Below are 26,774 nucleotides of genomic sequence, written 5' to 3' on the forward strand. Positions count from 1 at the left end.
AGATTGTCTGATAGTTTGTTAAAGAGCAAAAAATAACGACGCACTGTATTTCTAACTTATTCACAACAGCGCGTCGTTGTGTGGTGCGTATTATAGAGAAAAATTACATCATGACAAGTACTTTTTGTCATTTTTTTTAATTTTTATATTAAATAATTAAATTTTAATCAACTTGAATAAATTTGCGCCAATCTTGTTCAAAATCATCTATATTATAGAACAATATGCCAAAACCTATAAAATATGTATAATGGTATACAAGCGGTTAGTTTAGCATTTAATTTTGCTGATCTAACCGCTTACTTTTCGTGGTTCGAAAACCTCCCACATAAAAAAACTAAGGAATACAAATGAATGAAATAAAAAAAGCCGCTGTAATTTTTTCAGGCGGTCAAGATTCTACTACTTGCCTATTTCTCGCCATTCAAGAGTTTGGGGTAGAAAATGTTGAAGTTATCACATTTCAATATGGGCAACGTCACGCAATTGAATTAGAAAAAGCAGCTTGGATTGCTCAAGATCTTGGTGTTAAGCAAACACTAATTGATACCTCTGTAATTAAATCAATTACAACTAATGCATTAATGGATAGCTCAGCAACAATAAAACAAGAAGGTGATAAACCTAATACTTTTGTTGATGGTCGTAATGCACTATTTTTACTGTATGCTGCAATTTATGCCAAAAGCCAAAATATTCACACTATTTTTACAGGAGTTTGTGAAACCGATTTTAGTGGATACCCCGATTGTCGAGATGTATTCATTAAATCGATGAATGTGACCTTAAATTTAGCAATGGATTACAATTTTAATATTCGCACACCACTAATGTATCTTACCAAAAAAGAAACTTGGAAACTTGCAGATGAATTAGGTGCTTTTGAATATATTAAAAACCATACTCATACTTGCTACTTAGGTGTAGAAGGTGGATGTCACACCTGCCCTAGTTGTGTCTTACGAGAAAAAGGACTTAATGAATATTTGCAGGAGCGAGATAATGTTTAAGATTGCCAAGGAATTTAGTTTCGATATGGCACATATGCTGGATGGACACGATGGAAAGTGTAAGAATCTTCACGGACATACCTATAAACTACAAGTTGAAATTAGTGGTGATCTATATGTAGAAGGTCCAAAATCAGGAATGGTAATGGACTATGCCGATCTCAAGGCAAGTGTAAATGAACATATTCTTAATCATATGGATCACGCCTTCATTTATGATTCAACAAATGAAAGAGAATCTCAGGTTGCAACTTTATTGAATGATCTTAATTCTAAAACCTTTGCAATCCCTTATCGAACAACGGCTGAAAATATGGCGAAATATATGTTCGACACACTTAAAACAGCTGGTTTACCTGTTAGCCTTATTCGTTTATGGGAAACGCCTACCTCTTATTGTGAGTATTCAAGCTGATGCAAGCGGTCACTTTATCTCAAAATAATGTAATTCAAAGTGATGCTATTATTTCTTATCGTATTGTAGAAATTTTTGAAACGCTACAAGGGGAAGGATATAACACTGGAATGCCAAGTATATTTATCCGTTTTGGGAAATGTAACTTAGCTTGCCCGTGGTGTGATACAAATTATCATCAATATGAAGAAAAAACTGCATCCGAAATTCTTACTATCGTTAAGCAATTCTCGGCAAAAAATATTATTATCACTGGAGGAGAACCTACGATTCAACCTCATTTAGATATTTTATTAGATATGCTAAAAAATGAAGGGTACTTCCTTGCTATAGAAACTAACGGGTTAAAGCCTGTCCCACTTCAGATTGATTACATTGCAACAAGCCCTAAACGCTTGTATCAAAAAAACTATCGTAAACACCATATTCCTTATGCTGATGAAGTCAGAATTGTAGTGGATCAGGAGGATATTATCGATTTTTGTGAACAAATTGAAAACTCCATTCAAGCAAAACGCTACTATCTTTCTCCCTGTGAGAAGGATGGTGAAGTCAATATGCTCGAAACCATTACTCAATTAGGTCTGTTAAACCAACGAGAAAATAAACCCCATTGGAATTTGAGTATTCAAACGCATAAAATTGCTAATATTGAATAATAAAAAACGCCGTTTACACGGCGTTTAATGTAATAAAAATAATTAACGCATCGTGACGAATTCTTCAGATCCTGTTGGATGAATAGCAACAGTATTATCAAAATCAGCTTTAGTTGCTCCCATTTTAATCGCAACTGCAAACCCTTGAATCATTTCATCAACACCAAAACCAATACCATGTAAGCCAACAATTTTTTGCTCTGAACCCGCACAAATTAGTTTCATTTTACATGGTTGACGATGTTGCGTAACGGCACTATACATCGGGGTAAATGAAGAAGTATAAACTTTGATATTATCTTCTCCATACTGTTCTTTCGCCTTAGGTTCTGTTAATCCAATTGTTCCTATAGGAGGATGACTAAATACCACAGTCGGTACTAGATTATAATCTAAATGCTCATTTGGCTTATTATTGAATAGACGCTCAGATAAACGACGTCCGGCCGCTACTGCAATTGGGGTTAATTCAATACCACCTTCAATAATATCACCTACAGCATAAATACCTGGCACATTGGTATTTTGGAATTTATCTACTTTGATAAATCCACGTTCATTAGTTTCAACACCCGTTACTTCTAAATTAATTTTATCGGTTGCAGGTTCTCTACCGATTGCCCAAATCACACAATCTGTATTTTGGCTACGCCCATCAACTAATTTTAAAGTCAATGATTCATCTGTATTTTTTACTAACTCTTCTGGTATTGCTCCTGTATGTACAGTAATGCCTTCTTGTTGCATCAACTCTAACAGTGTCTCACTTATCATTGGATCAAATGTTCGAATTGGAGCGTGTTTGCGCAAGAATAAATGCGTATCCACACCTAAACTATTCATTACTCCAGCTAATTCAACTGCGATGTATCCTGCACCAACAATAGCAACCCGCTTAGGTAAAGTTTTTAAGGCAAATACACCATCTGAATTAATCCCATATTCTGCACCTTTAATCTTAGGTTTACTAGGTCGACCGCCTGTAGCAATTAAAATATGATCAGCGGTAATCTTTTCACCATTAACTTCTACCGTATTTTTATCAACAAATTTGGCAAATCCATTAATAACATCAACATTATTCTTCGCTAGTACATCACTATATGAAGTATGAATACGACTAATATAAGCCTCGCGACTTTCAACTAATTTACCAAAATCAAATTTATTTAGAGTGACATCAAATCCATAATCTGGCGCATAAAATTTAATTGCTTCAGCAATTTGTGCTCCGTGCCACATAATTTTTTTAGGTACACATCCGACATTTACACAAGTACCTCCTAAATATTTAGCTTCAATAATTGCACATTTCTTACCATAGCTTGCTGCACGGTTAATTGAAGCAATACCGCCACTACCACCACCGATAGCAATATAATCATAATGTCGTTTTGTCATCATTTTTTCCTTACTTACTTATTTATGAATGGATAAATTCTACCATTTTTTACTACTATGAGTAGGTTTAATCCTTGTAAAAATCAGGTAAATTAATGAATGAATTTATTACTCAACAGCCCATGAGTTTTTCGTAAGTACATTACCAAAATGGCTTTCAATCAATCTTTTAGTAATTGGATGCTGTGGGTTTATCAATATTTCTTTTGTTGCACCATATTCAACCACTTCGCTATTATCTATCACTAGTAATTTATCAGCGATATGTTTAATTAAACCTAAGTTTTGTCCGACATAGATATAAGATATCCCTAACCGCTCTTGTAAATTAAGCATCAAATTAGTTAATTGACTTCTTACCGAAAAATCAAGCACATTCAAACTATCATCAAAAATAATAATATCAGGATTCAAAATTAATGCCCGAGCAAGTGCTAATCGCTGTTTTTGACTACTTGATGCCTCGCTAATATGAATTAATGCATATTCTGGATACATTCCCACCAATTTTAATACTCTAAAAATTCGATCATTTCTCACTTGTTCGGATAGATTAGTTGCTAACTTTAGTGGTGAATCAAGAATTTGCCCCATATTATAGTTAGGATCAAATGCATCATTAGGATCTTGAAAAATCATTCTAATTTTCTTTGATCGGAAAGCATAATCACCATAACGGAGCTCTTTTCCTTCAAATTTAATTCGACCTGAAGTTGGTTTAGTAATTCCAACTAACATTTTAGCTAATGTAGATTTTCCAGCTCCGCTTGCTCCAATAATTGCTAAAGTTTCCTGATTTTCAAGAGAAAACGAAATATTTCTAACAGCATAAAAATCTTCTTTTCTAAAAAGGCTAACACGATCAGTAAAACGTTTACTAAGATTTTCAACTTCAAGTAATGACATAATGGTTAATATATTAATCAAAGAAAGTAATAATACGATTGTATCTTTTAATATGCAAAATTACTAATAATAAAAGGTCGCTAATTAAGCGACCTTTTAATAAATATTTAGAAAAATTTATAATACATTTATGCAGTTTAAATCATCAAAAGATTGTTCTAAACGTTTAGACATTGACTCTTCCATTTTACGTAACCAAACGCGTGGATCGTAATATTTTTTGTTTGGAGCATCGGAACCAGTAGGGTTACCTAATTGGCTTTGTAAATATGCTTCATTTTCTTTATAAAACTGAAGAATACCCTTCCAAGCAGCCCATTGAGTATCAGTATCGATATTCATTTTAATTGCACCATAGCTGATAGCTTCGCGGATTTCTTCACGACTAGAACCAGAGCCTCCATGGAATACGAAGTTTAATGGTTTAGCTGGTAAGTTACGTTCTTTAGCAACGAAGTCTTGTGATGCACCTAAAATAGATGGTTTTAATTTTACATTACCTGGTTTATACACACCATGTACGTTACCAAATGCGGCTGCAACAGTAAAACGAGAACTTACAGGGTTTAATTGATCGTAAACGAATAGCACATCTTGCGGTTGAGTATATAGTTTAGATTCATCAGCATCTGAATTATCTACACCATCTTCCTCTCCACCAGTAATACCAATTTCAATTTCTAATGTCATTCCCATCTTACTCATACGAGCAAGATATTGTTTACTGATTTCCATATTCTCGGCCATTGGTTCTTCAGAAAGGTCAATCATATGAGATGAGAATAAAGGTTTACCTGTTTCAGCAAAATATTTTTCACCTTCATCAAGCATTCCATCAATCCATGGTAATAATTTTTTTGCTGCATGATCAGTATGAAGAATAACTGGTACACCATATTCTTCTGCTAATGTATGAACATGTTTTGCACCTGCTACTGCCCCTAAGACATCAGGACGAATACCACTTGTTGGCTTAATTCCTTTACCTGCATAGAATTGAGCACCACCATTAGAGAACTGTATAATAACGGGTGCTTTGACACGAGCTGCAGTTTCTAATACGGTATTTACTGAATCAGATCCTACACAGTTTACCGCAGGGATAGCAAAGTTATGTTCTTTTGCATAAGCAAATACTTTCTGAACATCATCGCCTGTTAATACACCTGGTTTTACGATATCTAATAATTTAGCCATTTTTAAGTTTCCTTTTTTGTTAAGTAGGTAAATACCTACTTTATATAAATTATAAGCGGTAAGATAATAAAAAATTTTACAAAATCTAACCGCTTATTATTAATTAATCATTAGCTCGTTTCTCCAAAATTTCAACGGCTGGTAATACTTTGCCTTCAACAAATTCTAAAAATGCACCACCACCTGTTGAAATGTAAGAAATTTTATCTTTGATGCCAAATAGATCAATAGCCGCTAAGGTATCACCACCACCTGCAATTGAGAATGCGCCATTTGCTGTTGCTTCTGCAATCGCATTTGCTACGACTTCTGTGCCCTTACGGAAATTAGGAAATTCAAATACGCCAACAGGACCATTCCAAAGAATAGTTTTAGCATTTCGGATAATTTTTGCTAATTCTTCAGCTGATTTATCACCAATATCAAAGATAGATTCATTTTCTTTAATATCTGTTACTGCTTTTTCTGTTGCTACCGCATCTTCACTAAATTCTAGGCCAACACGCACATCCACTGGAACAGGAATAGTTGTTGCTTTTGCTAAACGTTGTGCTTCAGGAATTAAATCTTCTTCGTAAAGTGATTTACCTACATTTTTACCTTCCGCCGCGATAAATGTATTTGCAATACCACCACCAACAATGATTTGGTCTGCAATTTTTGAAAGAGAATCTAATACGGTTAATTTAGTTGATACTTTTGATCCACCTACAATTGCTAACATTGGGCGTTGTGGTTCTTTTAATGCTTTACCTAACGCATCCAATTCAGCCGCTAATAGCGGGCCTGCACATGCTACTGGCGCATATTCAGCTATGCCGTAAGTTGAAGCTTGCGCACGGTGAGCAGTGCCAAATGCATCCATAACAAATATATCACAAAGTGCCGCATATTTTTTACCTAATTCAGGATCATTTTTCTTTTCACCTTTATTGATACGAACGTTTTCAAGTACAACGATTTCATTTTCATTAACTTCAACGCCATCTAGATAATCACGAACTAAACGTACTGGGACATCTAATGCCTCATTTAAGTAATCCACGACAGGTTGTAAAGAATTAGACTCTTCAAACACTCCTTCTGTTGGACGACCTAAGTGAGAAGTAACCATCACTTTTGCCCCTTTTTGTAATGCTAATTTTAAAGTTGGAATTGTTGCACGAATACGAGCATCTGATGTAACTTTACCATCTTTAACTGGTACATTAAGGTCTGCACGGATAAAAAGGCGTTTACCTGTAAGATCAAGATCAGCCATTTTTTTTACGGACATAGTTAGTTCCTCTTTTGATTTTAAAAATTAAAAACGCAATAATTATACCAGTTTCCCATTATTTTTAGTGAATTTAGATCAAAATATTTGAGTTTTTTTTAATTTTTTCATAAGGAAAAATAAATAAAACGGTCTGTTACAATGTATAACAGACCATTAAAAATAAACTATGTTGAGTTAGAAATATTAATTACAACCAGAAAATATATCCATAAGTCGCAATAACAAAGACACAAAGTAGATTTAACCAAATTCCCACTTTAACCATTTCACGCTGTTTCACTTCTCCTGTACCAAATACAATTGCATTTGGAGGTGTTGCCACTGGTAACATAAAGGCACAAGATGCTCCTAATCCAATAATAAGTGCTAATCCAACCTCTGGCATATTTAATGCTTCAGCAATCGAAATAAAAATAGGAACAAGTAATGCAGCACTTGCAGTATTTGAAGTAAATTCAGTCAAGAATATAATAAATGCGGCAACGATTAAACCAATAATATAAAAATGACCACCTTCAATCATGAAAACAATTCCATCCGCCATTACTTTGCTTGCACCCGTTTTACCAAGTACAGAACTTAACGTTAACCCACCGCCAAAAAGTAGTAACACCCCCCACTCAGTATTTTTTTGGATTTGATCCCAACTTACAACTCGTAAGGCACAAAGTAAGACCGCTGCACCTAGTGCAACAACACTATCAAAACTTGCGATACTCTTCACACCTAATATACTTGAAAGAATGGGGTTTAATTTACTGCTAAATATCCAGCACAATGCAATAATAACGAAAATAACTAAGGTAATAATTCTACTGCGATTTAATTCAATCTTATCAAAATCAAAATCAAACTGTTGATTGAGTTTAGGCTTAAATACGATATAGAGTGTACCTAACATTAATGGCATCAAAATGATCATAACAGGTAAGCCATAACCTAACCAATCTGCAAAAGTTAAATGTAAATTAGAAGAAACAATCGCATTCGGAGGACTTCCTACTAATGTTCCCATACCACCGATACTAGCGCTGTATGCAATCCCTAATAAGATAAATACGTAAGTATTATGATGAGCCTCTTTATCTAATTTACTAAGCACCCCCATTGCTAAAGGTAACATCATTGCAGCAGTAGCTGTATTACTAATCCACATAGAAAGAAAAGCAGTCACACTGAATAAATAGATAACAGCAAGAAATAATTTTCCTCTGGCCATCGCCATGATTTTATTCGCAATCATGCGATCTAATTCTTGAATATGTAATGCTGTCGCTAATGCAAACCCTCCAAAGAATAGGAAAATAGTTGGATCAGCAAAGCTTACAAGAGCTTCTCGTGAAGTAACAAGCCCTAATCCAATAGAAATAATTGGTACTAATAACGCAGTTATTGTTACATGTAAAGCTTCGGTTAACCATAACACTGCGATAAATGCTAATAATGCCAACCCTTTATTTTCCATTGGCTCAAAAGGTAACAATACCAATAAAGCAAAAAATAAAATAATATCAGCGATAATAATAACTCCGTTTATCAAAGAGTTATTCTCGGTTGTTTGATTATTCATTTATCTCTCCAACTCAGTAAAAACGAATGTACTATATCAAATCTATAGTTTATTGATATGAACAAAGCTTTGTTATGTGAATGAGCTCACAATTTTTTAACAATAATTGCGTAAACATGGTGGCAATGATTACCACTTATTATTTTTTATGCAATCTTTCTTCTCGTTGTAAAGATTTTTTAACATTTTTTAAAAGTTTTTTGGGTTCAGATTTGCTATACCATATCAGAATAGCAATAGTGAAAAATGAAATCCCATAGGCCAGCCACACATAAAACCCGTAGCCTCCCATAGCAAAGAAATCGCTGATTGATTCGAATTGAAATGTCATATCATTATCTCCTTATTTACGCAAATTACTAGCAAGTTCTCGTACCCAAGGACGTTTTTCTTCATCCGCCAATAAGGCACTGCGATAACGTAAAATACTCAACCAAATCATAAAAATCATTGTACCGAAAATCGCTAAAAGTAATGGAATTAGCATTTCAATTGCCATTGATGGTTTATCCATTTTTGTAATCGTTGAACCTTGATGCAAGGTATTCCACCATTCAACAGAAAAATGAATTATAGGTAAATTAATTACTCCGACGATTGACAAAATTCCAGCTGCTTTCGCACCAGTTTTTCGATCTTGGAATGCCGTATAAAGTGCAATAACGCCTAAATAAAGAAAAAAGAGAACAAGAGCTGAGGTTAAACGTGCATCCCACACCCACCAAGTTCCCCACATTGGTTTTCCCCAAATTGCACCAGTAACAAGTGAAATAAAGGATAACACTGCACCAATCGGTGCCATAGATATCATTGCTAAACTCGCTTGACGAATTTGCCACACCAATGCAATTAATGCTGCAACTGCCATTGTTCCATAAACACCCATAGACCAAATTGCAGCAGGGACATGAATAAAAATAATACGATAACTATCCCCTTGCTGATAATCTTTAGGTGCAAAAGCTAACCCTATAATAAATGCTGTAAGCAGTATTAATAAACTCATCAGTCCAATAATAGGTTGAATTTTCCCTAGCAAACGATATTGTGTTTCAGATTTAGCATAGGGATGTAACCATTTCCACATAAATTCTCCTAGATAATATGTAAAAAATAATAAGAATCTGACCGCTTGTTATTGCAAACTAATACGTAATGCACCAGCGATCGCAAAAGGCGATAATGTTAATGATAAAATGAGTATCGCACCTAATATCGCTAACTGACCTGAATAAGGTAAGCCTAATGTAACAGCATCTAATACAGATGCTGCAAAAATTAACACAGGAAGAAATAACGGTAATATCAATAGACTAAGTAATGTGCCACCTTTGCGTAGTCCAACTGTGAGTGCTACGCCAATAGCACCGAAACAACTTAAAATCGGCGTACCTAATAGTAAGGTAAGTACCAAAGCCCACCACACGTCAGTATCTAATGAAAGCAGTACCGCTGTAATCGGTGAGAGTAAAATCAAAGGCAAACCGGTTAATAACCAGTGAGCGATGACTTTTGCTAAAGCAACTTGTGGTAATCCCGTAGGCAGTAATATTAATTGTTCTAAAGAGCCATCTAAGTAATCATCACGAAATAAACGTTCAAACGAAAGTAATGCAGATAGTACGGCAGCCACCCAAGCTATACCAGAGGCTATTTTTCCAAGTAATGCTGGATTAGGCCCCATCAACAACGGAAACATTGTAATGACAACAAGAAAAAACCACAGCGGATTTAATATTTCTGCAGGTTTACGAAAAGCTATGATTAGCTCACGTTGAATAATAGTAAATAAGCTCATCCCAATACCTTAAATTGATCAAGCGACAATTTATTCACACGATCGCTCGTCATTGATTGATGGCTGGTAAAAATAACGATACCTTGATTATCACAGTGCTTTTCAATCTGAATTATTAATTCTTGCACACCTTTTTTATCAATAGCTGTAAATGGTTCATCTAAAATCCATAACCGAGCATGAGTTAACCACAATTTTGCTAAAGCGACTCTACGTTGTTGTCCTGCTGAAAGAGAAGAACAAGGCAATTCTTCTCGCCCAATAAGAGACACCTTATCTAAAGCATTCCATAACAGATCATCACTTTGCTCTAAGCCTTGAATTTTTTGATAAAAACGCAAATTTTCCCAAGCTGTCAATTCAGGTTTTACGCCTACCTGATGTCCAAGATAGAATAAATCAGCATTGTATTCTGAACGTTGTTTAAAAATGGGCGTATTATTCCAAAGTACTTGCCCTTCAGCAGCAGGAGATAATCCCGCAATAATACGAAGTAGACTGGTTTTTCCTATCCCATTATGGCCTTCAATTTGCCATAATTCACCTTCGGAAATCTGAGCATTACAATGTTCAAATAGACGATTATCGCCTCTTTCACAAGCAATATTATTTATAACTAATTGATTTTTCTGATTCATTTATAATTTTAAAATTTCTTTTACAAAAGGAATTGTTAATTTCCTTTGTGCTTGTAGTGATGCTTTGTCTAAGAGTGTTAGCTGATCAATAAGCACTTTTAAATCTCTATTAATTCGTTTTAATAAAAAATTAGCGACCTCATCCGATAACTCCAAACCTTTATTGTAAGCATTTCTTTGTAGAATAATACGTTTCTGTTCATCATTCAGCTCATCAAGGCGATACACTTCACCCCAAGTTAGACGAGATCGTAAATCAGGTAATTTAATTTTTAATAAATTAGGTGAGCGATCGGCACTAATCAATAGTAATGTCTTTTTCTCATTATTAAATAAACCTTGTTGCTCACGAATTTGATTAAATAAATCGAAAATAGCCACTTCCCATTCTTCATTACCCTCAATAGTTTGAATATCATCTAAGCACACAACATCTAACTGATCGGCATTATCTAACACACTTGGAGAAAAATAGTGTGATTTTTCTAAAGGAATATAAATAGACGTACGATGATTTTCTACATAATGATTTGTAATAGCTTTTAATAGATGACTCTTACCACTACTCTTTACTCCCCAAATATAAAAAAATGGTTGGTGTATCATGTCAAAATTATGACGAAGAGAATCTAATAGCAGCAAATTATTTTCTGCATAAAAATTATCAAGCGTTTCGTCATCAATTTGATGAATAGGTAATGGTAATTGCAAAATTGTGATTGGAAATAAAAAAATATAATGAAAGAATAGCTGAAAAATTAAAGGTTGAGAACCCTCAACCTCTTATTTATTTTTTATGCTTCAACACTTTTCTGTAATTTTGTCCAATTATAATATCCATATAACGAATTCAATAGATAAGCTGAATACATTACATACATTGCTGGATTTTCTGCCCAAAGAAGAATGGATAAAATATTTAGTACTATCCATAAAAGCCATTGCTCACGATAACGGAGTAACATTAAAGCTTGTGCTGCGACTACTATAATTGTGGTAAGTCCATCAAGACCAGTTGAGCTACCGCCAGCGGCATTTAATGCTTGAACAAATAAGAATGTACCAACTATCACAAAAGCTAATAAACCAGTCCAACCTTTTACGGTTAAAGCTTTAACAATGACAGCTTCAGAATCCCCATCGGTTTTTTGCATATTTTGTTTCCACAAAAAATAACCGATAAATTGTGCTGGAATATAAACATATAGTGTGGTATTCATCTCCCCAAGGAAATTAGCACCAAGAGTAACATAAAAATAACTATAGGCAAAAATGAGACCAAAGAAATAATTACTGATTTTCCCTTTAGTAATAAAAACATTACAAATAATCCCAGAAATCCCAGCAATCATACCTACAATTGAATCCGGTTCTCGAATATAAAATACAATTTGAATTACAACAAACAAAAACAGCCAAACTACTTCAAATGCTTTCCATCCGCTAAAAAATTCTTGTTTAAGTTGATGTATAATATTTCTATAATCCATAAATACCTCTAGCGTATAAAATTTGGGCTAAATCTAGCTATTAAGTAATAAAATGTCAAGTATATATTACAAAATATAATTATTAGCTTATCCGAAATATTATTTTGATTTAAGCCCCTTATAGATATAGTAAATATTTACAATCACAACAAAAGTATTGAGTCCAGCAACAGGAATTGAACTAATCAATAATCCATATATAACAAAGCAAAAACATCCAACTGCATTTAACATACGCAATTTGATCACGTCTTTTAAAAGAAAAGAGAATGCAACAAGGAGCATAGCAACATAGCCTAATATTTCAACATAATTCACGATAACCTACTTAATACTAATAATTGTTTATGGGTTTTTAATTCTAGCGGTTATCTAATCTTTTGTCGGCAAGAGTTTTTTACGCAAACCTTTGCGCCATAAAAATTTACAAAACTTGTTTACTTTTAAAAAACAACGAGATGTATAACTTTTTAGGGTTAAATTTTTTATAATTTTATTAAATAATTGTTAGAGTAAAATATGAGAGTTCGTTTGTGTTTAGATTGGATTTTACTACCCATATTCTAAACGACAAACTCTCACTTTTTATGTGATACTCTATAGAATAATTACATTCTAAATACTTTCACATTCGCAAAACCACTCTCTTTTAAATACAGAGCTTGTAATTTACTCATCACACCACGTTGGCAATAAAGTAAATAGTTTTTATCTTGATCTAAAAATTGGAAGTGACTTGATAATTTGTAGAAAGGTAAGACTTTAACTTCTATACCATCAAGTGTAAATGGACTTTCTTCTACTTCTTCTGGGCTACGAATATCAATAATAATATCATTTTCGGCAAGTTCAGAAGTCGTTTCAACCGAGACCACTTCCCTTTCTGTTTCTTGCGCAATATCTCTAATATCTAAGAAATTGGCATTTGCGACCGCTTGCTCTAAGATATCGAAATCAAAGTGACTTTCTTCCTCTAAAATCTTACTTTCAACAGCTTTTACAGTCGGATTTTTGGAAATAACACCACAAAACTCGGGCATTGATTTGGCGATATCATCGGTACCAATCATCTTCGCCATTGCAATAATTTTCTCTTTATCATGCGTAATCAGCGGGCGTAATACAAGCGTATCAGAGGCTTTATCAATCATTCGTAAATTAGTTAATGTTTGGCTAGAAACTTGCCCCAATGCTTCACCAGTCACGATGCCTTGGATATCAAATCGTTGAGCAATTTTACTTGCTGCCCTTACCATCATTCGTTTTAGAATAACGCCCATTTGTCCGTTATCGACTTTCTCTAGGATCTCGCCCACAACATTTTCAAAATTAATCGCAATAAAACGGACTTTATGGGAAGTGCTGTAACGACTCCAAATATGATATGCCATCTGTTTTACACCAATCTCATGGGCTGCACCGCCAAGGTTGAAGAAACAATAATGCACTCGAGAACCTCGACGGATCAGCATATAACTTGATACGCCTGAATCGAAACCACCAGAAATAAGTGATAAAACGTCTTCTTGAGTACCAATAGGATAGCCCCCAATCCCTTCATGACGAGCCTTAATTAGCAACATTTTATCCTGATCAATATCAATGCGAACTGTAACGTCTGGATTCTTTAATTTTACTTTAGCTGATTCAATTCTCTGATTTAAACCACCGCCCACATAACGTTCTACATCCAATGAGCTAAAATCATGTTTCCCTTTGCGACGAGCTCTTACCGAGAAAGTTTTATTTTCTAGCTGATCTTTAACGGCTAAATAAGTTTGTTCAAAAATATCGTGCAATGAAGTAAAAGGAGTTTCGTCCACTTGAAGAATATGATGAATACCGGGTGTACGTTGTAATAAATCTAATGTACTAGGCATATCTTCTTCTGACTTTACTCTTACCTCAATAAAATCCCAGTGGCGAACAACCGCAACATCAAGAATTTCTTTAGTAAGTACATTGCGAATATTAGAAGTTAAGATCTTAATAAAGCGTTTACGCACTGAATCACTTTTAATCATGATTTCAGGAAAAAGTTTAATAATAAATTTCATAAATAATTTTTTAGTTAAGTGAATATTAAATCAATAAGAAAGCGGTAAGATCCTAGCATATTTTTGCAAAAATAGCCTGATATCTTACCGCTTGAACGTAAGTTTAAAATGAATTATCGCTGATATTTCCCTGCCATTGCCTGATATACCGCATTTTCATTTTTAATTAAATTATATTTATCTTGCAATAATGTTAATTCAGAGGCACGTTCTGTGTTTAATGCATTTAACCATACTCTTAATTCTGCTATACCTTGCTGATACCGTTGCTGATAGTAATTACTGATCTTTTTATCATAATTATATTTTTTTTGCATATTTTTATAGCTATCTTTTGCTTGAGTATATGCATAATAGTAGCCATCAATTTCATTTAATGCAGATGTAATTGTTTGGGTATAATCTAGCTTAGCTAATTTATACTGTTCTTCTGATAAGTTCACATTGTTTTTCACTCTATTCCAATCTAAGAAAGGAAGCGTAAAAGATACTAAACCTCCAGCTGCAGGGTTATCATCAATATCACCCACTTTTGCACCACGAGAAGATAAACTCGCACCAAGAGTCAAAGTTGGATACCAACTTTTTTCCATTGCGCTTAAATTTTTAAATGCTTTTTTTAAGCGATATAAACGAGCATTTAAATCCGGGCGGTTTGCAATCGCAGAAACGGGCACATTCACATCAACCCCTTGCAATTTAACATTTGATAAATTTGGATAATGAATAGCAAGCGGTTGGTTAGGCGCTAAATTTAGCAAATTACGCAAGGTTTGATCTGCTACTTTTTGAGCTGACTTCAAATTAATCATTGTATTTCTTGCAGATAAAATAGATTGTTGTGATTGAGCCACACTCAATTCGTCAATTAAACCCGCTTTAAATTGGTTAGTTAAAATTCGATTAATTTGTTCATAGGCTTTAATACTCTTCTCTGTGATAACAATCGCATCACGATAATACGCAAGATTATAATAAGTACTTACCACTGCATTTATTAATGATAAACGCGCTGCTTGTAAGTCTTGCTCAGTCGCCTCTTTTTCCCATTCCGCCGCACTTGTTGCATCTCTTAAACGCCCCCAAAGATCAAGGGTATAACTTAAGTTAAAACCTAGTTGATGTTCAATCCTTGATGTTCCAGTAGAAACAGAACTTTTATCACTTTTACCAATTCCTTTAGATGCTGAAGATTGTCCATTTCCTGTGAATGTAGGTATTAAATCTGCCCCAACTAAATTTGCGTTATATAACGCCATATTAACAGCTATGGCTGCTTTGGCTAAATCAACGTTATTTGCTAATGCTCGATTAACTAAACGGTCAAGTTCAGGATCATTATATCCCTTCCACCATTCTTCATTGATTTGATATTGTTTTGTAATTTCTTGATAACTTTGATGCTCTTTGCTTGCTTCTTCAAATGATGCTTGCTGACGGCCTGTTGTACAAGCACTTATTGTCAATATAGCAACCAAAGATAAGGTAAATTTGGTTAATTTCATCGTATTTTGCTCCTTTTAATACTTTGAATCTATTCTAAAGAAAAATCACAACTTCGACTAGAATAAAATGAACAATCGTTCATTTTTTTTATAAAATATAGCATTAGAACTATGTTATTCATCTTATTGTAAATAAGCTAATCAATAATATACAACCTGATCTGAATATATCATTAAGAGATTATGATGAGATGAGTTTATTTAAAAATTTTTTAACTGAGCAAATTAGATTATAAAAAAATAGGGTAGTAAATCACTACCCTATTTAGTTTATTTTTCCAATTTACTCTTCTTTAAGAGGGAGAGCCTGAATAGCTGGTTTAGGCTCGATGCACATTTCTTTTAAATTATCAGATTTAATACTTGTAACTAACTCTATGTCATTAAGTTGTTCAGCAACATACAGTGCCATAATACGATCATTCACTGTACATTCTTTATGTACTAAAGCTTGTTTTAAATATTCTCTAGCTTTATCAAATACCCCTTCTCTCGCATAGATATAACCTAATGCTCTAGCGTAATCATCACTATACTGTTCTTGTGCTTTTTTATGACGTTTTATGAGTAATTTCACTAACTTACAGCTTTCTTCAACTTGAATTCGAGTTAATTGATCAAATACTCCTTGTAGCTGTTCATCCTCGAATTTCTTAATTGTTTCTACTGCAACATCTGCCGCTGATTGATGATCACCTGTATCCAATAAACGTTTAATTAATGCAGTTCTAACATAAATTGAGCGACGGCGACGGTTTGGTTGATTCTCCCACCAAGAGAGTAAACCTTCTTGGCCATCTTCATTCATAATTTCATCTAACAAACCATCATCTACTTGTTTCTCTAAGGCTTCATATTCTTCTGAAGATAAGAAACTACGTTGTCCAATATTATCTAGCAACTCATCTAAAGCCTTATAAGCTTTAGATTCTAAATAAATATCAATAGCTAATCTCATTGCATCAATATTACTCGGTGCTAAAACAAGTAAGCTATCAATAGTACTACGTGCCGCTGGTAATTTACCTTGTTTAAGTAATAAACGAGTACGAGCTAATTCCACAGCAACATTATTCGGACCAGCTAATTTTGATGCTTCAATCAAATATTTATTTGCAGAAAAATCATCACCTTTTTCCTGTGCAGCTTCAGCTGCTTTGATAAAATTCAAGATAGGCTCATCTGAATGTTTTGCATTCCTCCCAATTAATTTTTCGGCTTTTGAATAATCCCCTTCGGTCATTTTCATTAAGCCTTGAAGGGTTTGTTTCTGTGCTTTTTTACGTTTACGATTTCCCATCCATTGGTAAGATTTTCGGCTCAAAAGGAGAAATCTTGTTACAACCCACTCCAGTAAGTAGACTATCGCCATTAACACTACAAAAAAGACGACAAGCATAACAATACTCATTTCGAAAACTTTTGTTGCTGTTTCAATGCGAACATAACCTTGATTGCCTGAAATATAAGGTCCAAGAATCAAACCAGCTAAAACTAATAGCATTAAAAAGAGAATTCTAAGCATAATTTATTTCTCCTCTTGTGCGGGTGCTTCATTCACTGGTTGTTCAGTCGTTGATAATGAATCATTTTTTTCTACTTGAGATTCTGAATCATCATCTTTTAATCCTTTATCAACTTCAATATTAATCTTTTCCACAGAAATCGAATCTTTATCAAGTAATTTATCAAGCGATATTAAGCTCTTTAAACTAGTAGGCGCATCAATATAAATTGATTGCTCCATTAATGATTCAAGTTTATTTAAAAAATTCTTAACCGTTGTATTATTTACATCAAAATAACTTCTTACCCAAGTACTTACCATACCAAGAGAACGTTTATATAGATCATTTTGCTGACGAGGTACAGCTAAGAGAGCGATTTGTAGACGTAAACGAATATTCTCACGTAAATAAATCTCTTGATTTGGTGCAATAAAGACTTTGTCTGTTGCTTTGTTTTTATCACTTACACGAATAAAACGATTTAAGAATGAATTAGCACTTTTCTCAATATTTTTCTGCCAATCTTCAATAGAATTACTCACATCTCCATTATCAACTGAATCAGGATCTGTTGTATCTAATATTGGCATATCATCTAACATATTTGCTAATTGTCCTAAATGTTGCATGATGTCATTTTGATCTACACTATTAATATTTGAAAGCTGGTTTAAATCTGATTTAATAGCTTCTCTTATTACAAATACTTTTGGATCAGTTGATTGACTTAACACATTATCTGCTTCAACAAGTAAATTTTTTGTTGTTTCAATATCATTATCTAGAATCATTTTGCGTAATGCATTATTCAACAAAAAATCAGCATCAGATAACTGCACTAACAACTTACTATTTTCTGGTAAGTTACCAAATTTTTTCAATTCTGCTTGTAATCCATTAATTTGTTGGCCATAAGCATCTTGCAGTTTCTCTAATTGAGTAATTTTATCTAGTACATTTTTATAATTATTTGATAACTGTGTGATTTTAGCTTGTTCACTTTCTAAAGACTGTAGAACAGTATCAGCCGAAGAACTACCATTTGTATTTGTTGAAACAGATTCCTTAATTTGTCCCATACTTTGCTGTAAAGCTTGTATCTGTTGTTGGACTTCAGAATATTTTTGACTTACACAGTAATAACCTGCACCACCCACACCCAATGCAACTAATAGAGCTAATATTGCAATTGCCTTACCACCTCCTGATTTTTGCTTCTTTTCAGGCTCCATAGGTTGAGGTTCATCTAAATTAATTCTCTCATCGTTTCTCGCAGATGTTTTAGTGTCTTTATCTACTGAATCTGTGACATCATCAGTAGAATTTATATCAGTTATTTCTGAAGTCATTGATTCCACATCTTGAGTTTGTTCTGAATCAATCAATTTCTGTTTTTTAGTCTGTTTCGACATAGTTCCCACCTATTTTATGTAAGTTAAGACTTATTCTTTATTTAAAAGTGTGTTCAATAAACTTTGATTATCTGCTTTATATGAAATAGCTATATTTTTAGCCATCCATCCTAAATTTTCTGCTTTTTTTGCAATTCTAGGGCTAACAACAACTAATTTACAACTAAACAACCAATCATGATCTATCTTTTGTGTAAATTCAACTAACTTTTTTAAAATTTCTACGCTTGTTACCACAATTGTATCAACTCCAGCTCTTTTTGATAAACTTAACTTTTGTGTAAGATCATCATTTAATCCTATACGCTGATAACATTCGAGTAATTCAACTTCTGCTCCTCGCTTAAGTACTTCATTTGCAAAATGATCTCTACCCTTATCTGCACGTAATATTACTATTTTCTTACCCAATAAGAACTGCATTTCAGGTAAATCTAGTAGTCCTTCACTCGTTTCTGAAATTATCGGGTAATGAACAGGCTTTTCAATTTTACCAGTAAAATAAGCTGCTGACATTTTCCCTACTGCAAAATAATGTAAATCACTTCGCCAAGAAAAACCTGTAGCAGATAAAGCTTGAGTTGCAAAATCAATTGCATTTTTTGATACTGCAAAGACATAGTCATCAGTATTCAATCTAGTCAATACAGAAGGAAGCCGATCCAAATCCTTTCCAATTTCAACCATAAATAGAGGCTGATGAATAGCAAAAATATTCTCTTTTTCCAATAACTCAACTAGTTGTTTTCCTCTATTATCTGGACGCGTAACTAATACACTCATAAATTAATCTTGATAAACTTCCTGTAAAATCTTATCTGCACCTTGAGCTAATAATTTTTCAGCTACACTAATCCCTAATTGTTCTGCCTTATCTAATGATGCTAGACCTTCAGCATGAATAATAGAGGAACCATCTAATGCGCCAACCAATGCCTTCATATGAATTTTATCATCTTTTAATTCAGCAAATCCACCTATTGGCACTTGACAGCCACCTTGTAAACGAGCATTCATTGCTCTCTCTGCAGTGACTCGATAAGCTGTTTCTGAATGATGAAGGACTCGAAGATATTTTAACACTCGCTCGTCATTTTCTCTTGTTTCAATCCCAACGGCTCCTTGCCCTACAGCAGGTAAAGATTGCTCAGTAGAAAGAAAACTCGTTATGCGATGTTCTAATTCTAAACGAATCAAGCCTGCGGAAGCGAGAATAATGGCATCGTATTCTCCATTGTCTAATTTACTTAATCGAGTACCAACATTTCCTCTTAATGATTTAACCGTTAAACGGGGATATTTTGCCATGATCTGACATTGACGACGTAAGCTTGAGGTTCCAACTACCGCTCCCTGAGGTAACTCATCTAATGATTTATAAGTATTAGATACAAATGCATCTCGAGGATCTTCTCGCTGACAAATTACAGCTAACCCCAATCCTTCGGGAAAATTCATTGGGACATCCTTCATTGAATGTACTGCTAAATCAGCCTTATTCTCTAACAAGGCTAATTCTAATTCTTTGACGAACAAACCCTTTCCACCAATTTTAGCTAATGGTGTATCGAGGATAATATCCCCTTTGGTGACCATAGTAACTAACTCAACAGAAAGTTCTGGAAAATATTTTTCTAAAGCATTTTTTACAAAATTTGCTTGCCATAAAGCTAATGGACTTTGACGTGTTGCAATGCGTAAGGTTTCTTTCATTGGGTTATTATCAATATTGAAGTAAAAATCCCTTTTATCCTATCATTATTTTTATCAATCATCCAAAATATATCAAACCTAACTTCGTATACAGTGCATGACTACTCTTGACGAGTTTTATATAATTGCTAAAATTCACACCTCTTTTTCATAAAAGAGAACAGTTCGGATGAAGATAGCTGGAGAGTGGAGAAATAACTCTACACCGACGAGGAAAAATCTTTCAGGTGCAACAGCGAGGACAGCTATTGGACGAACCCTTGGAGAGATCCAATCTATGCTAACGCCTAATAAAAAATTAGTTGGGATTAGTAATAGAAAATGGACGCCGAAGGCGCAAGTTGTTCTGCTCAATTATAAAACAATGAAACGCTCAGGCAAAAGGACAGGGGAGAAAAGTAAAATTCAAAAAATAAAAATATATGTAGGTTTGCAAAAAACTTGCAAGAACTTACCGCTTATTATTCCATTCTACTTTTCTTTCCTTGTAAGCAGTTTTTACGAGGAACAAAATCAATGTCAATCAGCTCAATTCTTAATTCAATAGATAATATTATCTGGGGTGCACCACTTATTATCTTACTCTCTGCAGTGGGAGTTTATTTCACAATTCAATTAAAATTACTTCAATTTATTCATTTACCGAAAGCTTTTATTTATATGTTTAAGCCAGAGAAAAGCAAAAATCAATCTGGCGATATTTCTGCATTTGCAGCTCTTTCAACAGCAATCGCAGCTACTATCGGTACAGGAAATATTATTGGGGTAGCGACAGCAATTCAAGCTGGAGGCCCCGGTTCATTATTTTGGATGTGGTTAATTGCATTATTTGGTATGTCCACAAAATATGCAGAATCCATGCTTGCTCTTAAATTTAGAACAAAAGATAAAGATGGATTTATTGCAGGTGGCCCAATGTATTACATTGAACTCGGTATGGGTAAAAAATGGAAATGGTTAGCAAAACTATTCGCTATATTCGGTGTAATGGTTGCCTTATTTGGGATTGGTACCTTTCCTCAAGTTAATGGAATTACAACCGCATTAAATGACACTTTTAATATTCCAATCTCAATCACAGCAGTTATTCTTACAGTCATAGTTGCCTCTATTGTCTTAGGTGGAGTTAAGCGTATTTCTAAAATTGCGAGTGTAATAGTACCATTTATGGCAATCGCCTACGTTTGTGCATCATTACTTATTTTAGGATTAAATTTTGATAAATTACCAAGCACCTTACTATTTATTGTGGAGGCTGCCTTTAATCCCGAATCGGCTATCGGCGGTGCTTTAGGATTTACCGTAATGCAGGCTATTCAGTCTGGAGTAGCGAGAGGGATATTCTCAAATGAAGCTGGACTTGGAAGCGCACCAATCGCCGCTGCTGCAGCACAGACAAAAGAACCTGTTCGCCAAGGTTTAATTTCCATGACAGGAACATTCCTTGATACAATTATTGTCTGTACGATGACGGGGCTCGTTATCGTATTAACTGGCACATGGCAAGGTGCTGAAGAAGGAGCTGCCCTCACTAACCTAGCTTTTTCACAAGGATTAGCAAGTTCGGTCGGTGCAGTAATTGTCACTATTGGCTTAGTATTCTTTGCTTTCACAACTATTTTAGGTTGGTGTTATTACGGAGAACGTTGCTTTGTTTATTTATCAGGAGGAAGAACAAAAGGCATTAAATTCTATCGTGTTATATTCATCTGTTTAATTGCAGTTGCACCTTTTATTCACCTCAATACAATTTGGACAATTGCAGATATCGTCAATGGTTTAATGGCATTCCCTAATCTAATTGCTTTAGTTGGTTTACGCCACGTCGTTATTGCAGAAACAAGAAGTTATTTTGAGAGACTTAAAAAAGGATTGATTGAAGGTTAATTCAGTAATATATGAAAATACAAGCGGTGAGTTCAGCCTAAAATATTGCAAATTTTAAGGTTGAACTTCTACATATTAAATTCTCGTTGTGAGCTTGTTATAAACTTTAATTGAGCATTAAGCGACTGTATTTAGTCTGCCATTTGTAAATAGGTATTTAACTCTATTCTACTCATACCAAGAGCAAACAAATGTCTTAATGCTGACATAGATCTCGCTAATGAGTTAATTTGTTATTCGGTCTTTGTTCCGCTATTGTGTAAGCATTCCATTTCGTTTAGAAGTTTATTTCCACCTTCAGAAGTAAACGTAACGGCAAGTACTGAAATATCTGTTATATTATTACCTTGATTGTATCGTTACACTTTACATATTTATAAATTTATTGTATAGTTATGCTATACACGAAAGGCGGATATAATGATTCTTTCATTTAAACATAAAGGGTTAGAACTCTTTTTTAATACAGGCTCAACTGCTGGAATACAGCAATCTCATGCGAAGAAACTACGCTTACAACTTTCTGCATTAAATAATGCCGTAACACCACTTGATATGAATGCACCTAATTGGCATCTTCATAAACTTCAAGGCAATTTAGCTGAACATTGGTCAATTACAGTAAGTGGTAACTGGCGATTAACTTTTAAATTTAATAATGGACATGCTGAAATTGTCGATTATCAAGATTATCATTAGGAGAATATTATGTTTAATCCATCACACCCTGGCGAAGTGCTAAAAGAATATATCGAAGGCTTATCCGTTACTGATGTTGCTGAAAAATTAGGTGTTTCTCGAGTAACATTATCTAGAGTACTCAATGGCAAAGCCTCTATATCGGCTGAAATGGCTATTCGCCTAGGGCAAGCATTAAATACCAACCCTAAATTATGGCTTGGCATGCAAGCTGATTATGATTTATGGAAAGCTGAACAAAACTCACATATCCATTTAAAGCCATTATTTGCTTAAGTTATAGCACAACTTCTTTAAACTCTGTGGATAACGTCCAATAGCCTGTATTTTAGGTTAAATTCCATTCATAACAGCGGAATTTCACTTGTTTAGATTGGTAAGGTGTCCAAAGGAATGCTTTATATCCGCCATGTTGATTTAAAAAATCATCAATTTGGCGGATTTTGCTTTCTTTACAACTAAATGAAAGGAAAGAACTTCGCAAATTATGGTTGATGCCTTTTGGAGCAACTTGCTCATTAGTGTAGAAGCTCAAACTCACCACTAGATATTTTATTTTCCGCTTAATTTATTTTTTGCTACACACCGCAATAAAATTTAATTTTTTCTCTGGATCATTAAAAATCTTAAACATCTTTTTAAAGATTGGGAAATTCTCTGAATTCAACGCATTCTTAATGATTTTTATCGTTCCCGCTACCCCTTCATCTCTGATCATGCCCGTTGGGGATAACAATGTCATTTCGCCAGAAAAACTTTCTACATTAGAAAAACCTTCGTGCTTAAATAACGCTTGCCAGTCTGTTTTTGTTAGAGGAATAACGGTGGTATTAATTGCCTCTCTTAATTCTTGAATAATATTTTCATCTGCATTTTCAGTTAGCATCACATCATGAGTAAGTAGAACACCATTGGGTTTCAAAACTCGATAGTATTCTTGAATAGCTTTGCTTTTTGCTTGTACAGGGAGCATTGTTAGCATTGCTTCATTGATAACTATATCAAAAGTATTATCCTCAAAAGGCAGTTTCATCGCATTTGCTCTTTGCACATGAATTTTATCGTCTAATCCATTTTGACTTATATTTTTACGTGCTTTTGCTAACGCATTTTCATCTAAATCAACCCCTTCAATATGGCAACCAAACTGCTTGGCTAAACCAATGGCTGTGGTTCCCATATTACATGCGACTTCTAAAACGTTCTTATCCGCAGAAAATTGCCCTTGCTGAATAAGCCAATCTGTTGCTTTTTTACCACCGGGACGTAAGCGTGTTTTACCTAATCTAGCAAGAAAATTATGTCCAACTTCATCTTTTTTCATATTCTACCCTCTAAAATAGATTAATACTTGACTAAATTTATCAGGTATTATACTTCGTAAAATCTGTATACTTAGCAAAAACTATACCTATCTTTTACCTAAATCAAAAAATATTTCTTATCTACTTATTTATTACACTGTTCTTGTATTAAAAAATTCCTTTCCTATTGAAATAATATTAATAAATTAAAATTTCTAATGACAATAATAAAAAAAATTATCTTGAATAATTTAATATTTTTGAGAATATACGTAAAGACATATAGACGTCTAGAAACCTATAATTATTTCATTTACTGTTTTATTATTATAAGGAAATGCTTTATGACAACACTTCATACTTTAGGATTCCCAAGAGTTGGCGCTAAACGTGAGCTTAAATTTGCACAAGAACGTTATTGGCGTAAAGAATTATCTGAGTCTGATTTACTTGATATTGCACAAAAATTAAGAGCAAAAAACTGGCAACATCAAGCACAAGAAAATGCAGACTATGTCGCAGTAGGTGATTTCACTTTCTATGATCATATTTTAGATCTACAAGTTGCAACAGGAGTAATTCCTGAACGCTTTGGATTTGATAATCAAAATTTAACCTTAGAGCAATATTTTGAATTGGCTCGTGGTAACAAGGATCAATTTGCAATTGAAATGACAAAATGGTTCGATACTAATTATCACTACCTTGTTCCTGAATTTTCTAAAACAACAAAATTTAAAGCGAACCCTACGCATTATCTTACCCAAATTAGAGAAGCAAAAGCGTTAGGATTTAATCCAAAACCAGTAATTGTTGGCCCTCTTACATTCTTATGGTTAGGTAAAGAAAAAGGTAGTACTGCGTTTAATCGTTTTGAGCTACTTGAGCAACTTTTACCTGTGTATATTGATATCTTAAATGCTTTCGCCAGTGAAGGCGTGGAATGGATCCAGATTGATGAACCTGCATTAGCGTTAGATTTACCACAAGAATGGTTAGATGCTTATCAAGCTGTTTATGCCGAATTAGCAAAAGTCAATGCTAAATTATTATTAACGACTTATTTTGGCTCTGTAGCAGAACACGCAACATTATTAAAATCGTTACCGGTCGATGGATTGCATTTAGATTTAATTAGAGCGCCAGAACAATTAGATACGTTTAAAGATTACGATAAAGTGCTTTCATTAGGAATCATTGATGGACGTAATATCTGGCGTGCAAATTTAAGTGCTATTCTTGATCAATTGGAGCCATTAAAAGCAACATTCGGTGAGCGTTTATGGATTGCAACCAGCTCTTCACTATTGCATACGCCTTATGATTTAAGTGTCGAAACCGAATTATTAGAACGAAAACCTGATTTATATCACTGGTTATCATTTAGCTTACAAAAAATTCATGAGCTGAATTTATTGAAAACAGCTCTTGATCAAGGTCGTCAAGCCGTTGAAAAAGAGTTTTCAGAAAGCGATGCCTACGCTAAATCAAGAATAGAAAGTAAAGATATTCATCGTGCCGAAGTGGCTGAAAGGTTAGCGAATTTACCAGAAAATGCAGATAAGCGTAAATCGCCATTTAAACACCGAATCAAATTGCAAAATGAATGGTTAAAACTACCGCTATTACCAACAACTACGATTGGATCATTCCCTCAAACAGCGGAAATACGCCATGCTCGTGCAAGTTTCAAAAAAGGCACATTAAGCCTCGAAGATTATGAAACGGCAATGAAAAAAGAAATTGAATATGTGGTACGTAAACAAGAAGAATTAGATTTAGATGTATTAGTGCACGGGGAAGCTGAACGTAACGACATGGTTGAATATTTTGGCGAATTATTATCTGGCTTTGCCTTCACTAAATTTGGTTGGGTGCAAAGTTACGGATCTCGTTGTGTGAAACCACCAGTAATTTACGGGGATGTCGCTCGCCCTGAACCAATGACTGTTCGCTGGTCTCAATATGCACAAAGCTTAACAAAGAAAGTAATGAAAGGAATGTTAACTGGACCAGTTACGATTCTACAATGGTCTTTTGTGCGTAACGATATCCCTCGCTCAACCGTATGTAAACAAATCGGTGTAGCATTATCAGATGAGGTGTTAGATTTAGAAAAAGCAGGTATCAAAGTCATCCAAATTGATGAACCAGCAATTCGTGAAGGACTACCGCTTAAACGTAAAGATTGGGATAACTATCTACAATGGGCTGGCGAGGCATTTAGATTAAGCTACATGGGCGTACAGGATGATACGCAAATTCATACTCACATGTGTTATTCTGAATTTAACGATATTCTTCCAGCAATTGCAGCATTAGATGC

27 protein-coding genes and 2 riboswitches are annotated in these 26,774 nt (G+C 34.2%); of the genes, 7 read left to right on the top strand and 20 right to left on the bottom strand.

The genetic code is table 11. The annotated features are described in order from the left end of the window. The first annotated feature begins 302 nt into the window (after positions 1-302). Positions 303-347, top strand: a riboswitch (PreQ1 riboswitch). A 3-nt stretch (positions 348-350) separates the two neighbouring features. Genes queC through Q1J40_RS03105 form a run of 3 tightly spaced genes read left to right on the top strand, consistent with a single transcriptional unit; the run spans position 351 to position 2,084 of the window. Next, positions 351-1,010 (top strand): 7-cyano-7-deazaguanine synthase QueC, encoded by a 660-nt coding sequence (gene queC, locus Q1J40_RS03095; RefSeq protein WP_301098572.1) that lies wholly within the window; start codon positions 351-353, stop codon positions 1,008-1,010. Next, positions 1,003-1,425 (top strand): 6-carboxytetrahydropterin synthase QueD, encoded by a 423-nt coding sequence (gene queD, locus Q1J40_RS03100; RefSeq protein ID WP_301098573.1) that lies wholly within the window; start codon positions 1,003-1,005, stop codon positions 1,423-1,425. Before queC ends, queD begins: the two co-directional genes overlap by 8 nt. Continuing rightward, a complete protein-coding gene (locus tag Q1J40_RS03105) occupies positions 1,425-2,084 on the top strand; it encodes a 7-carboxy-7-deazaguanine synthase QueE (protein WP_301098574.1) in 660 nt (219 codons plus the stop codon). The genes queD and Q1J40_RS03105 overlap by 1 nt, the downstream gene beginning before the upstream one ends. Positions 2,085-2,126: 42 nt before the next feature. Here the strand turns inward: Q1J40_RS03105 and gorA are convergent, their stop codons facing one another. The 18 genes from gorA to hemC all read right to left on the bottom strand — a co-directional run bounded on the left by gorA (position 2,127) and on the right by hemC (position 20,558). Then, positions 2,127-3,485 (bottom strand): glutathione-disulfide reductase, encoded by a 1,359-nt coding sequence (gene gorA, locus Q1J40_RS03110; protein ID WP_301098599.1) that lies wholly within the window; start codon positions 3,483-3,485, stop codon positions 2,127-2,129. Between the two features lie 108 nt (positions 3,486-3,593). Continuing rightward, entirely contained in the window at positions 3,594-4,391 is a 798-nt protein-coding gene (locus Q1J40_RS03115; RefSeq protein WP_301098575.1) for a peptide ABC transporter ATP-binding protein, read from the bottom strand. Positions 4,392-4,508: 117 nt separating this feature from the next. Then, on the bottom strand, positions 4,509-5,588 hold the full coding sequence (gene fbaA, locus Q1J40_RS03120; protein ID WP_301098576.1) for a class II fructose-bisphosphate aldolase: 1,080 nt from the start codon (positions 5,586-5,588) through the stop codon (positions 4,509-4,511). 103 nt (positions 5,589-5,691) lie between these two features. After that, positions 5,692-6,864 (bottom strand): phosphoglycerate kinase, encoded by a 1,173-nt coding sequence (locus Q1J40_RS03125; protein ID WP_301098577.1) that lies wholly within the window; start codon positions 6,862-6,864, stop codon positions 5,692-5,694. Positions 6,865-7,054: 190 nt separating this feature from the next. Beyond that, complete coding sequence (locus Q1J40_RS03130; RefSeq protein WP_301098578.1) at positions 7,055-8,437, bottom strand: DASS family sodium-coupled anion symporter; 1,383 nt, start codon at positions 8,435-8,437, stop codon at positions 7,055-7,057. Between the two features lie 139 nt (positions 8,438-8,576). Beyond that, entirely contained in the window at positions 8,577-8,768 is a 192-nt protein-coding gene (gene ccmD, locus Q1J40_RS03135; RefSeq protein ID WP_301098579.1) for a heme exporter protein CcmD, read from the bottom strand. Positions 8,769-8,780: 12 nt separating this feature from the next. Further along, entirely contained in the window at positions 8,781-9,524 is a 744-nt protein-coding gene (locus Q1J40_RS03140) for a heme ABC transporter permease (protein WP_301098580.1), read from the bottom strand. 48 nt (positions 9,525-9,572) lie between these two features. Further along, entirely contained in the window at positions 9,573-10,235 is a 663-nt protein-coding gene (gene ccmB, locus Q1J40_RS03145) for a heme exporter protein CcmB (protein WP_301098581.1), read from the bottom strand. Then, positions 10,232-10,873 carry a cytochrome c biogenesis heme-transporting ATPase CcmA gene (gene ccmA / locus Q1J40_RS03150; RefSeq protein ID WP_301098582.1) on the bottom strand — a complete coding sequence of 214 codons (642 nt, stop codon included), beginning with the start codon at positions 10,871-10,873 and terminating at the stop codon, positions 10,232-10,234. Before ccmA ends, ccmB begins: the two co-directional genes overlap by 4 nt. After that, complete coding sequence (hda, locus tag Q1J40_RS03155; RefSeq protein ID WP_301098583.1) at positions 10,874-11,584, bottom strand: DnaA regulatory inactivator Hda; 711 nt, start codon at positions 11,582-11,584, stop codon at positions 10,874-10,876. Positions 11,585-11,667: 83 nt separating this feature from the next. Next, complete coding sequence (gene pnuC, locus Q1J40_RS03160; protein WP_301098584.1) at positions 11,668-12,363, bottom strand: nicotinamide riboside transporter PnuC; 696 nt, start codon at positions 12,361-12,363, stop codon at positions 11,668-11,670. Between the two features lie 99 nt (positions 12,364-12,462). Beyond that, on the bottom strand, positions 12,463-12,681 hold the full coding sequence (locus Q1J40_RS03165) for a YgjV family protein (RefSeq protein WP_301098585.1): 219 nt from the start codon (positions 12,679-12,681) through the stop codon (positions 12,463-12,465). Between the two features lie 290 nt (positions 12,682-12,971). Beyond that, positions 12,972-14,420, bottom strand: a complete 1,449-nt coding sequence (gene thiI / locus Q1J40_RS03170; RefSeq protein WP_301098586.1) for a tRNA uracil 4-sulfurtransferase ThiI — start codon at positions 14,418-14,420, stop codon at positions 12,972-12,974. Positions 14,421-14,533: 113 nt separating this feature from the next. Continuing rightward, complete coding sequence (tdeA, locus tag Q1J40_RS03175) at positions 14,534-15,925, bottom strand: toxin/drug exporter TdeA (protein WP_301098587.1); 1,392 nt, start codon at positions 15,923-15,925, stop codon at positions 14,534-14,536. A 283-nt stretch (positions 15,926-16,208) separates the two neighbouring features. Further along, positions 16,209-17,450 carry a heme biosynthesis protein HemY gene (locus tag Q1J40_RS03180; protein ID WP_301098588.1) on the bottom strand — a complete coding sequence of 414 codons (1,242 nt, stop codon included), beginning with the start codon at positions 17,448-17,450 and terminating at the stop codon, positions 16,209-16,211. A gap of 3 nt (positions 17,451-17,453) precedes the next feature. Next, entirely contained in the window at positions 17,454-18,845 is a 1,392-nt protein-coding gene (locus Q1J40_RS03185; RefSeq protein ID WP_301098589.1) for a uroporphyrinogen-III C-methyltransferase, read from the bottom strand. A gap of 30 nt (positions 18,846-18,875) precedes the next feature. Beyond that, a complete protein-coding gene (locus Q1J40_RS03190; RefSeq protein ID WP_301098590.1) occupies positions 18,876-19,628 on the bottom strand; it encodes a uroporphyrinogen-III synthase in 753 nt (250 codons plus the stop codon). Between the two features lie 3 nt (positions 19,629-19,631). Beyond that, on the bottom strand, positions 19,632-20,558 hold the full coding sequence (hemC, locus tag Q1J40_RS03195) for a hydroxymethylbilane synthase (protein ID WP_301098591.1): 927 nt from the start codon (positions 20,556-20,558) through the stop codon (positions 19,632-19,634). Positions 20,559-20,808: 250 nt separating this feature from the next. Next, positions 20,809-20,957: riboswitch (glycine riboswitch) on the top strand. Positions 20,958-21,074: 117 nt separating this feature from the next. On the opposite strand from hemC, the gene Q1J40_RS03200 reads away from it, so the two are divergent. From Q1J40_RS03200 to Q1J40_RS03210, 3 genes are all read left to right on the top strand, one after another. Beyond that, positions 21,075-22,445, top strand: a complete 1,371-nt coding sequence (locus Q1J40_RS03200; protein WP_301098593.1) for an alanine/glycine:cation symporter family protein — start codon at positions 21,075-21,077, stop codon at positions 22,443-22,445. A gap of 420 nt (positions 22,446-22,865) precedes the next feature. Next, the gene (locus tag Q1J40_RS03205; RefSeq protein WP_301098594.1) at positions 22,866-23,144 is read left to right on the top strand and encodes a type II toxin-antitoxin system RelE/ParE family toxin; all 279 of its coding nucleotides are present in this window, start codon (positions 22,866-22,868) and stop codon (positions 23,142-23,144) included. Between the two features lie 9 nt (positions 23,145-23,153). Further along, positions 23,154-23,420 (top strand): HigA family addiction module antitoxin, encoded by a 267-nt coding sequence (locus Q1J40_RS03210; RefSeq protein WP_301098595.1) that lies wholly within the window; start codon positions 23,154-23,156, stop codon positions 23,418-23,420. 52 nt (positions 23,421-23,472) lie between these two features. On the opposite strand, the gene Q1J40_RS03215 is transcribed toward Q1J40_RS03210, so the two are convergent. Then, entirely contained in the window at positions 23,473-23,688 is a 216-nt protein-coding gene (locus Q1J40_RS03215; protein ID WP_301098596.1) for a phage tail protein, read from the bottom strand. A 24-nt stretch (positions 23,689-23,712) separates the two neighbouring features. Continuing rightward, positions 23,713-24,468: a class I SAM-dependent methyltransferase gene (locus Q1J40_RS03220; protein ID WP_301098597.1), complete on the bottom strand. Its 756-nt coding sequence runs from the start codon at positions 24,466-24,468 to the stop codon at positions 23,713-23,715. A gap of 324 nt (positions 24,469-24,792) precedes the next feature. On the opposite strand from Q1J40_RS03220, the gene metE reads away from it, so the two are divergent. Further along, on the top strand, positions 24,793-26,774 hold a 1,982-nt coding region (gene metE / locus Q1J40_RS03225), incomplete at its 3' end, for a 5-methyltetrahydropteroyltriglutamate--homocysteine S-methyltransferase (RefSeq protein ID WP_301098598.1).

The organism is Otariodibacter sp. (assembly GCF_029256985.1).
Classification (GTDB): Bacteria; Pseudomonadota; Gammaproteobacteria; order Enterobacterales; family Pasteurellaceae; genus Otariodibacter.

Bases quoted from the DNA above. Each gene is read 5' to 3' on its own strand.
- queC (WP_301098572.1), top strand. From the start codon at position 351: ATGAATGAAATAAAAAAAGCCGCTGTAATTTTTTCAGGCGGTCAAGAT.
- queD (WP_301098573.1), top strand. From the start codon at position 1,003: ATGTTTAAGATTGCCAAGGAATTTAGTTTCGATATGGCACATATGCTG.
- Q1J40_RS03105 (WP_301098574.1), top strand. From the start codon at position 1,425: ATGCAAGCGGTCACTTTATCTCAAAATAATGTAATTCAAAGTGATGCT.
- gorA (WP_301098599.1), bottom strand. From the start codon at position 3,485: ATGACAAAACGACATTATGATTATATTGCTATCGGTGGTGGTAGTGGC.
- Q1J40_RS03115 (WP_301098575.1), bottom strand. From the start codon at position 4,391: ATGTCATTACTTGAAGTTGAAAATCTTAGTAAACGTTTTACTGATCGT.
- fbaA (WP_301098576.1), bottom strand. From the start codon at position 5,588: ATGGCTAAATTATTAGATATCGTAAAACCAGGTGTATTAACAGGCGAT.
- Q1J40_RS03125 (WP_301098577.1), bottom strand. From the start codon at position 6,864: ATGTCCGTAAAAAAAATGGCTGATCTTGATCTTACAGGTAAACGCCTT.
- Q1J40_RS03130 (WP_301098578.1), bottom strand. From the start codon at position 8,437: ATGAATAATCAAACAACCGAGAATAACTCTTTGATAAACGGAGTTATT.
- ccmD (WP_301098579.1), bottom strand. From the start codon at position 8,768: ATGACATTTCAATTCGAATCAATCAGCGATTTCTTTGCTATGGGAGGC.
- Q1J40_RS03140 (WP_301098580.1), bottom strand. From the start codon at position 9,524: ATGTGGAAATGGTTACATCCCTATGCTAAATCTGAAACACAATATCGT.
- ccmB (WP_301098581.1), bottom strand. From the start codon at position 10,235: ATGAGCTTATTTACTATTATTCAACGTGAGCTAATCATAGCTTTTCGT.
- ccmA (WP_301098582.1), bottom strand. From the start codon at position 10,873: ATGAATCAGAAAAATCAATTAGTTATAAATAATATTGCTTGTGAAAGA.
- pnuC (WP_301098584.1), bottom strand. From the start codon at position 12,363: ATGGATTATAGAAATATTATACATCAACTTAAACAAGAATTTTTTAGC.
- thiI (WP_301098586.1), bottom strand. From the start codon at position 14,420: ATGAAATTTATTATTAAACTTTTTCCTGAAATCATGATTAAAAGTGAT.
- tdeA (WP_301098587.1), bottom strand. From the start codon at position 15,925: ATGAAATTAACCAAATTTACCTTATCTTTGGTTGCTATATTGACAATA.
- Q1J40_RS03180 (WP_301098588.1), bottom strand. From the start codon at position 17,450: ATGCTTAGAATTCTCTTTTTAATGCTATTAGTTTTAGCTGGTTTGATT.
- Q1J40_RS03185 (WP_301098589.1), bottom strand. From the start codon at position 18,845: ATGTCGAAACAGACTAAAAAACAGAAATTGATTGATTCAGAACAAACT.
- Q1J40_RS03190 (WP_301098590.1), bottom strand. From the start codon at position 19,628: ATGAGTGTATTAGTTACGCGTCCAGATAATAGAGGAAAACAACTAGTT.
- hemC (WP_301098591.1), bottom strand. From the start codon at position 20,558: ATGAAAGAAACCTTACGCATTGCAACACGTCAAAGTCCATTAGCTTTA.
- Q1J40_RS03200 (WP_301098593.1), top strand. From the start codon at position 21,075: ATGTCAATCAGCTCAATTCTTAATTCAATAGATAATATTATCTGGGGT.
- Q1J40_RS03205 (WP_301098594.1), top strand. From the start codon at position 22,866: ATGATTCTTTCATTTAAACATAAAGGGTTAGAACTCTTTTTTAATACA.
- Q1J40_RS03210 (WP_301098595.1), top strand. From the start codon at position 23,154: ATGTTTAATCCATCACACCCTGGCGAAGTGCTAAAAGAATATATCGAA.
- Q1J40_RS03220 (WP_301098597.1), bottom strand. From the start codon at position 24,468: ATGAAAAAAGATGAAGTTGGACATAATTTTCTTGCTAGATTAGGTAAA.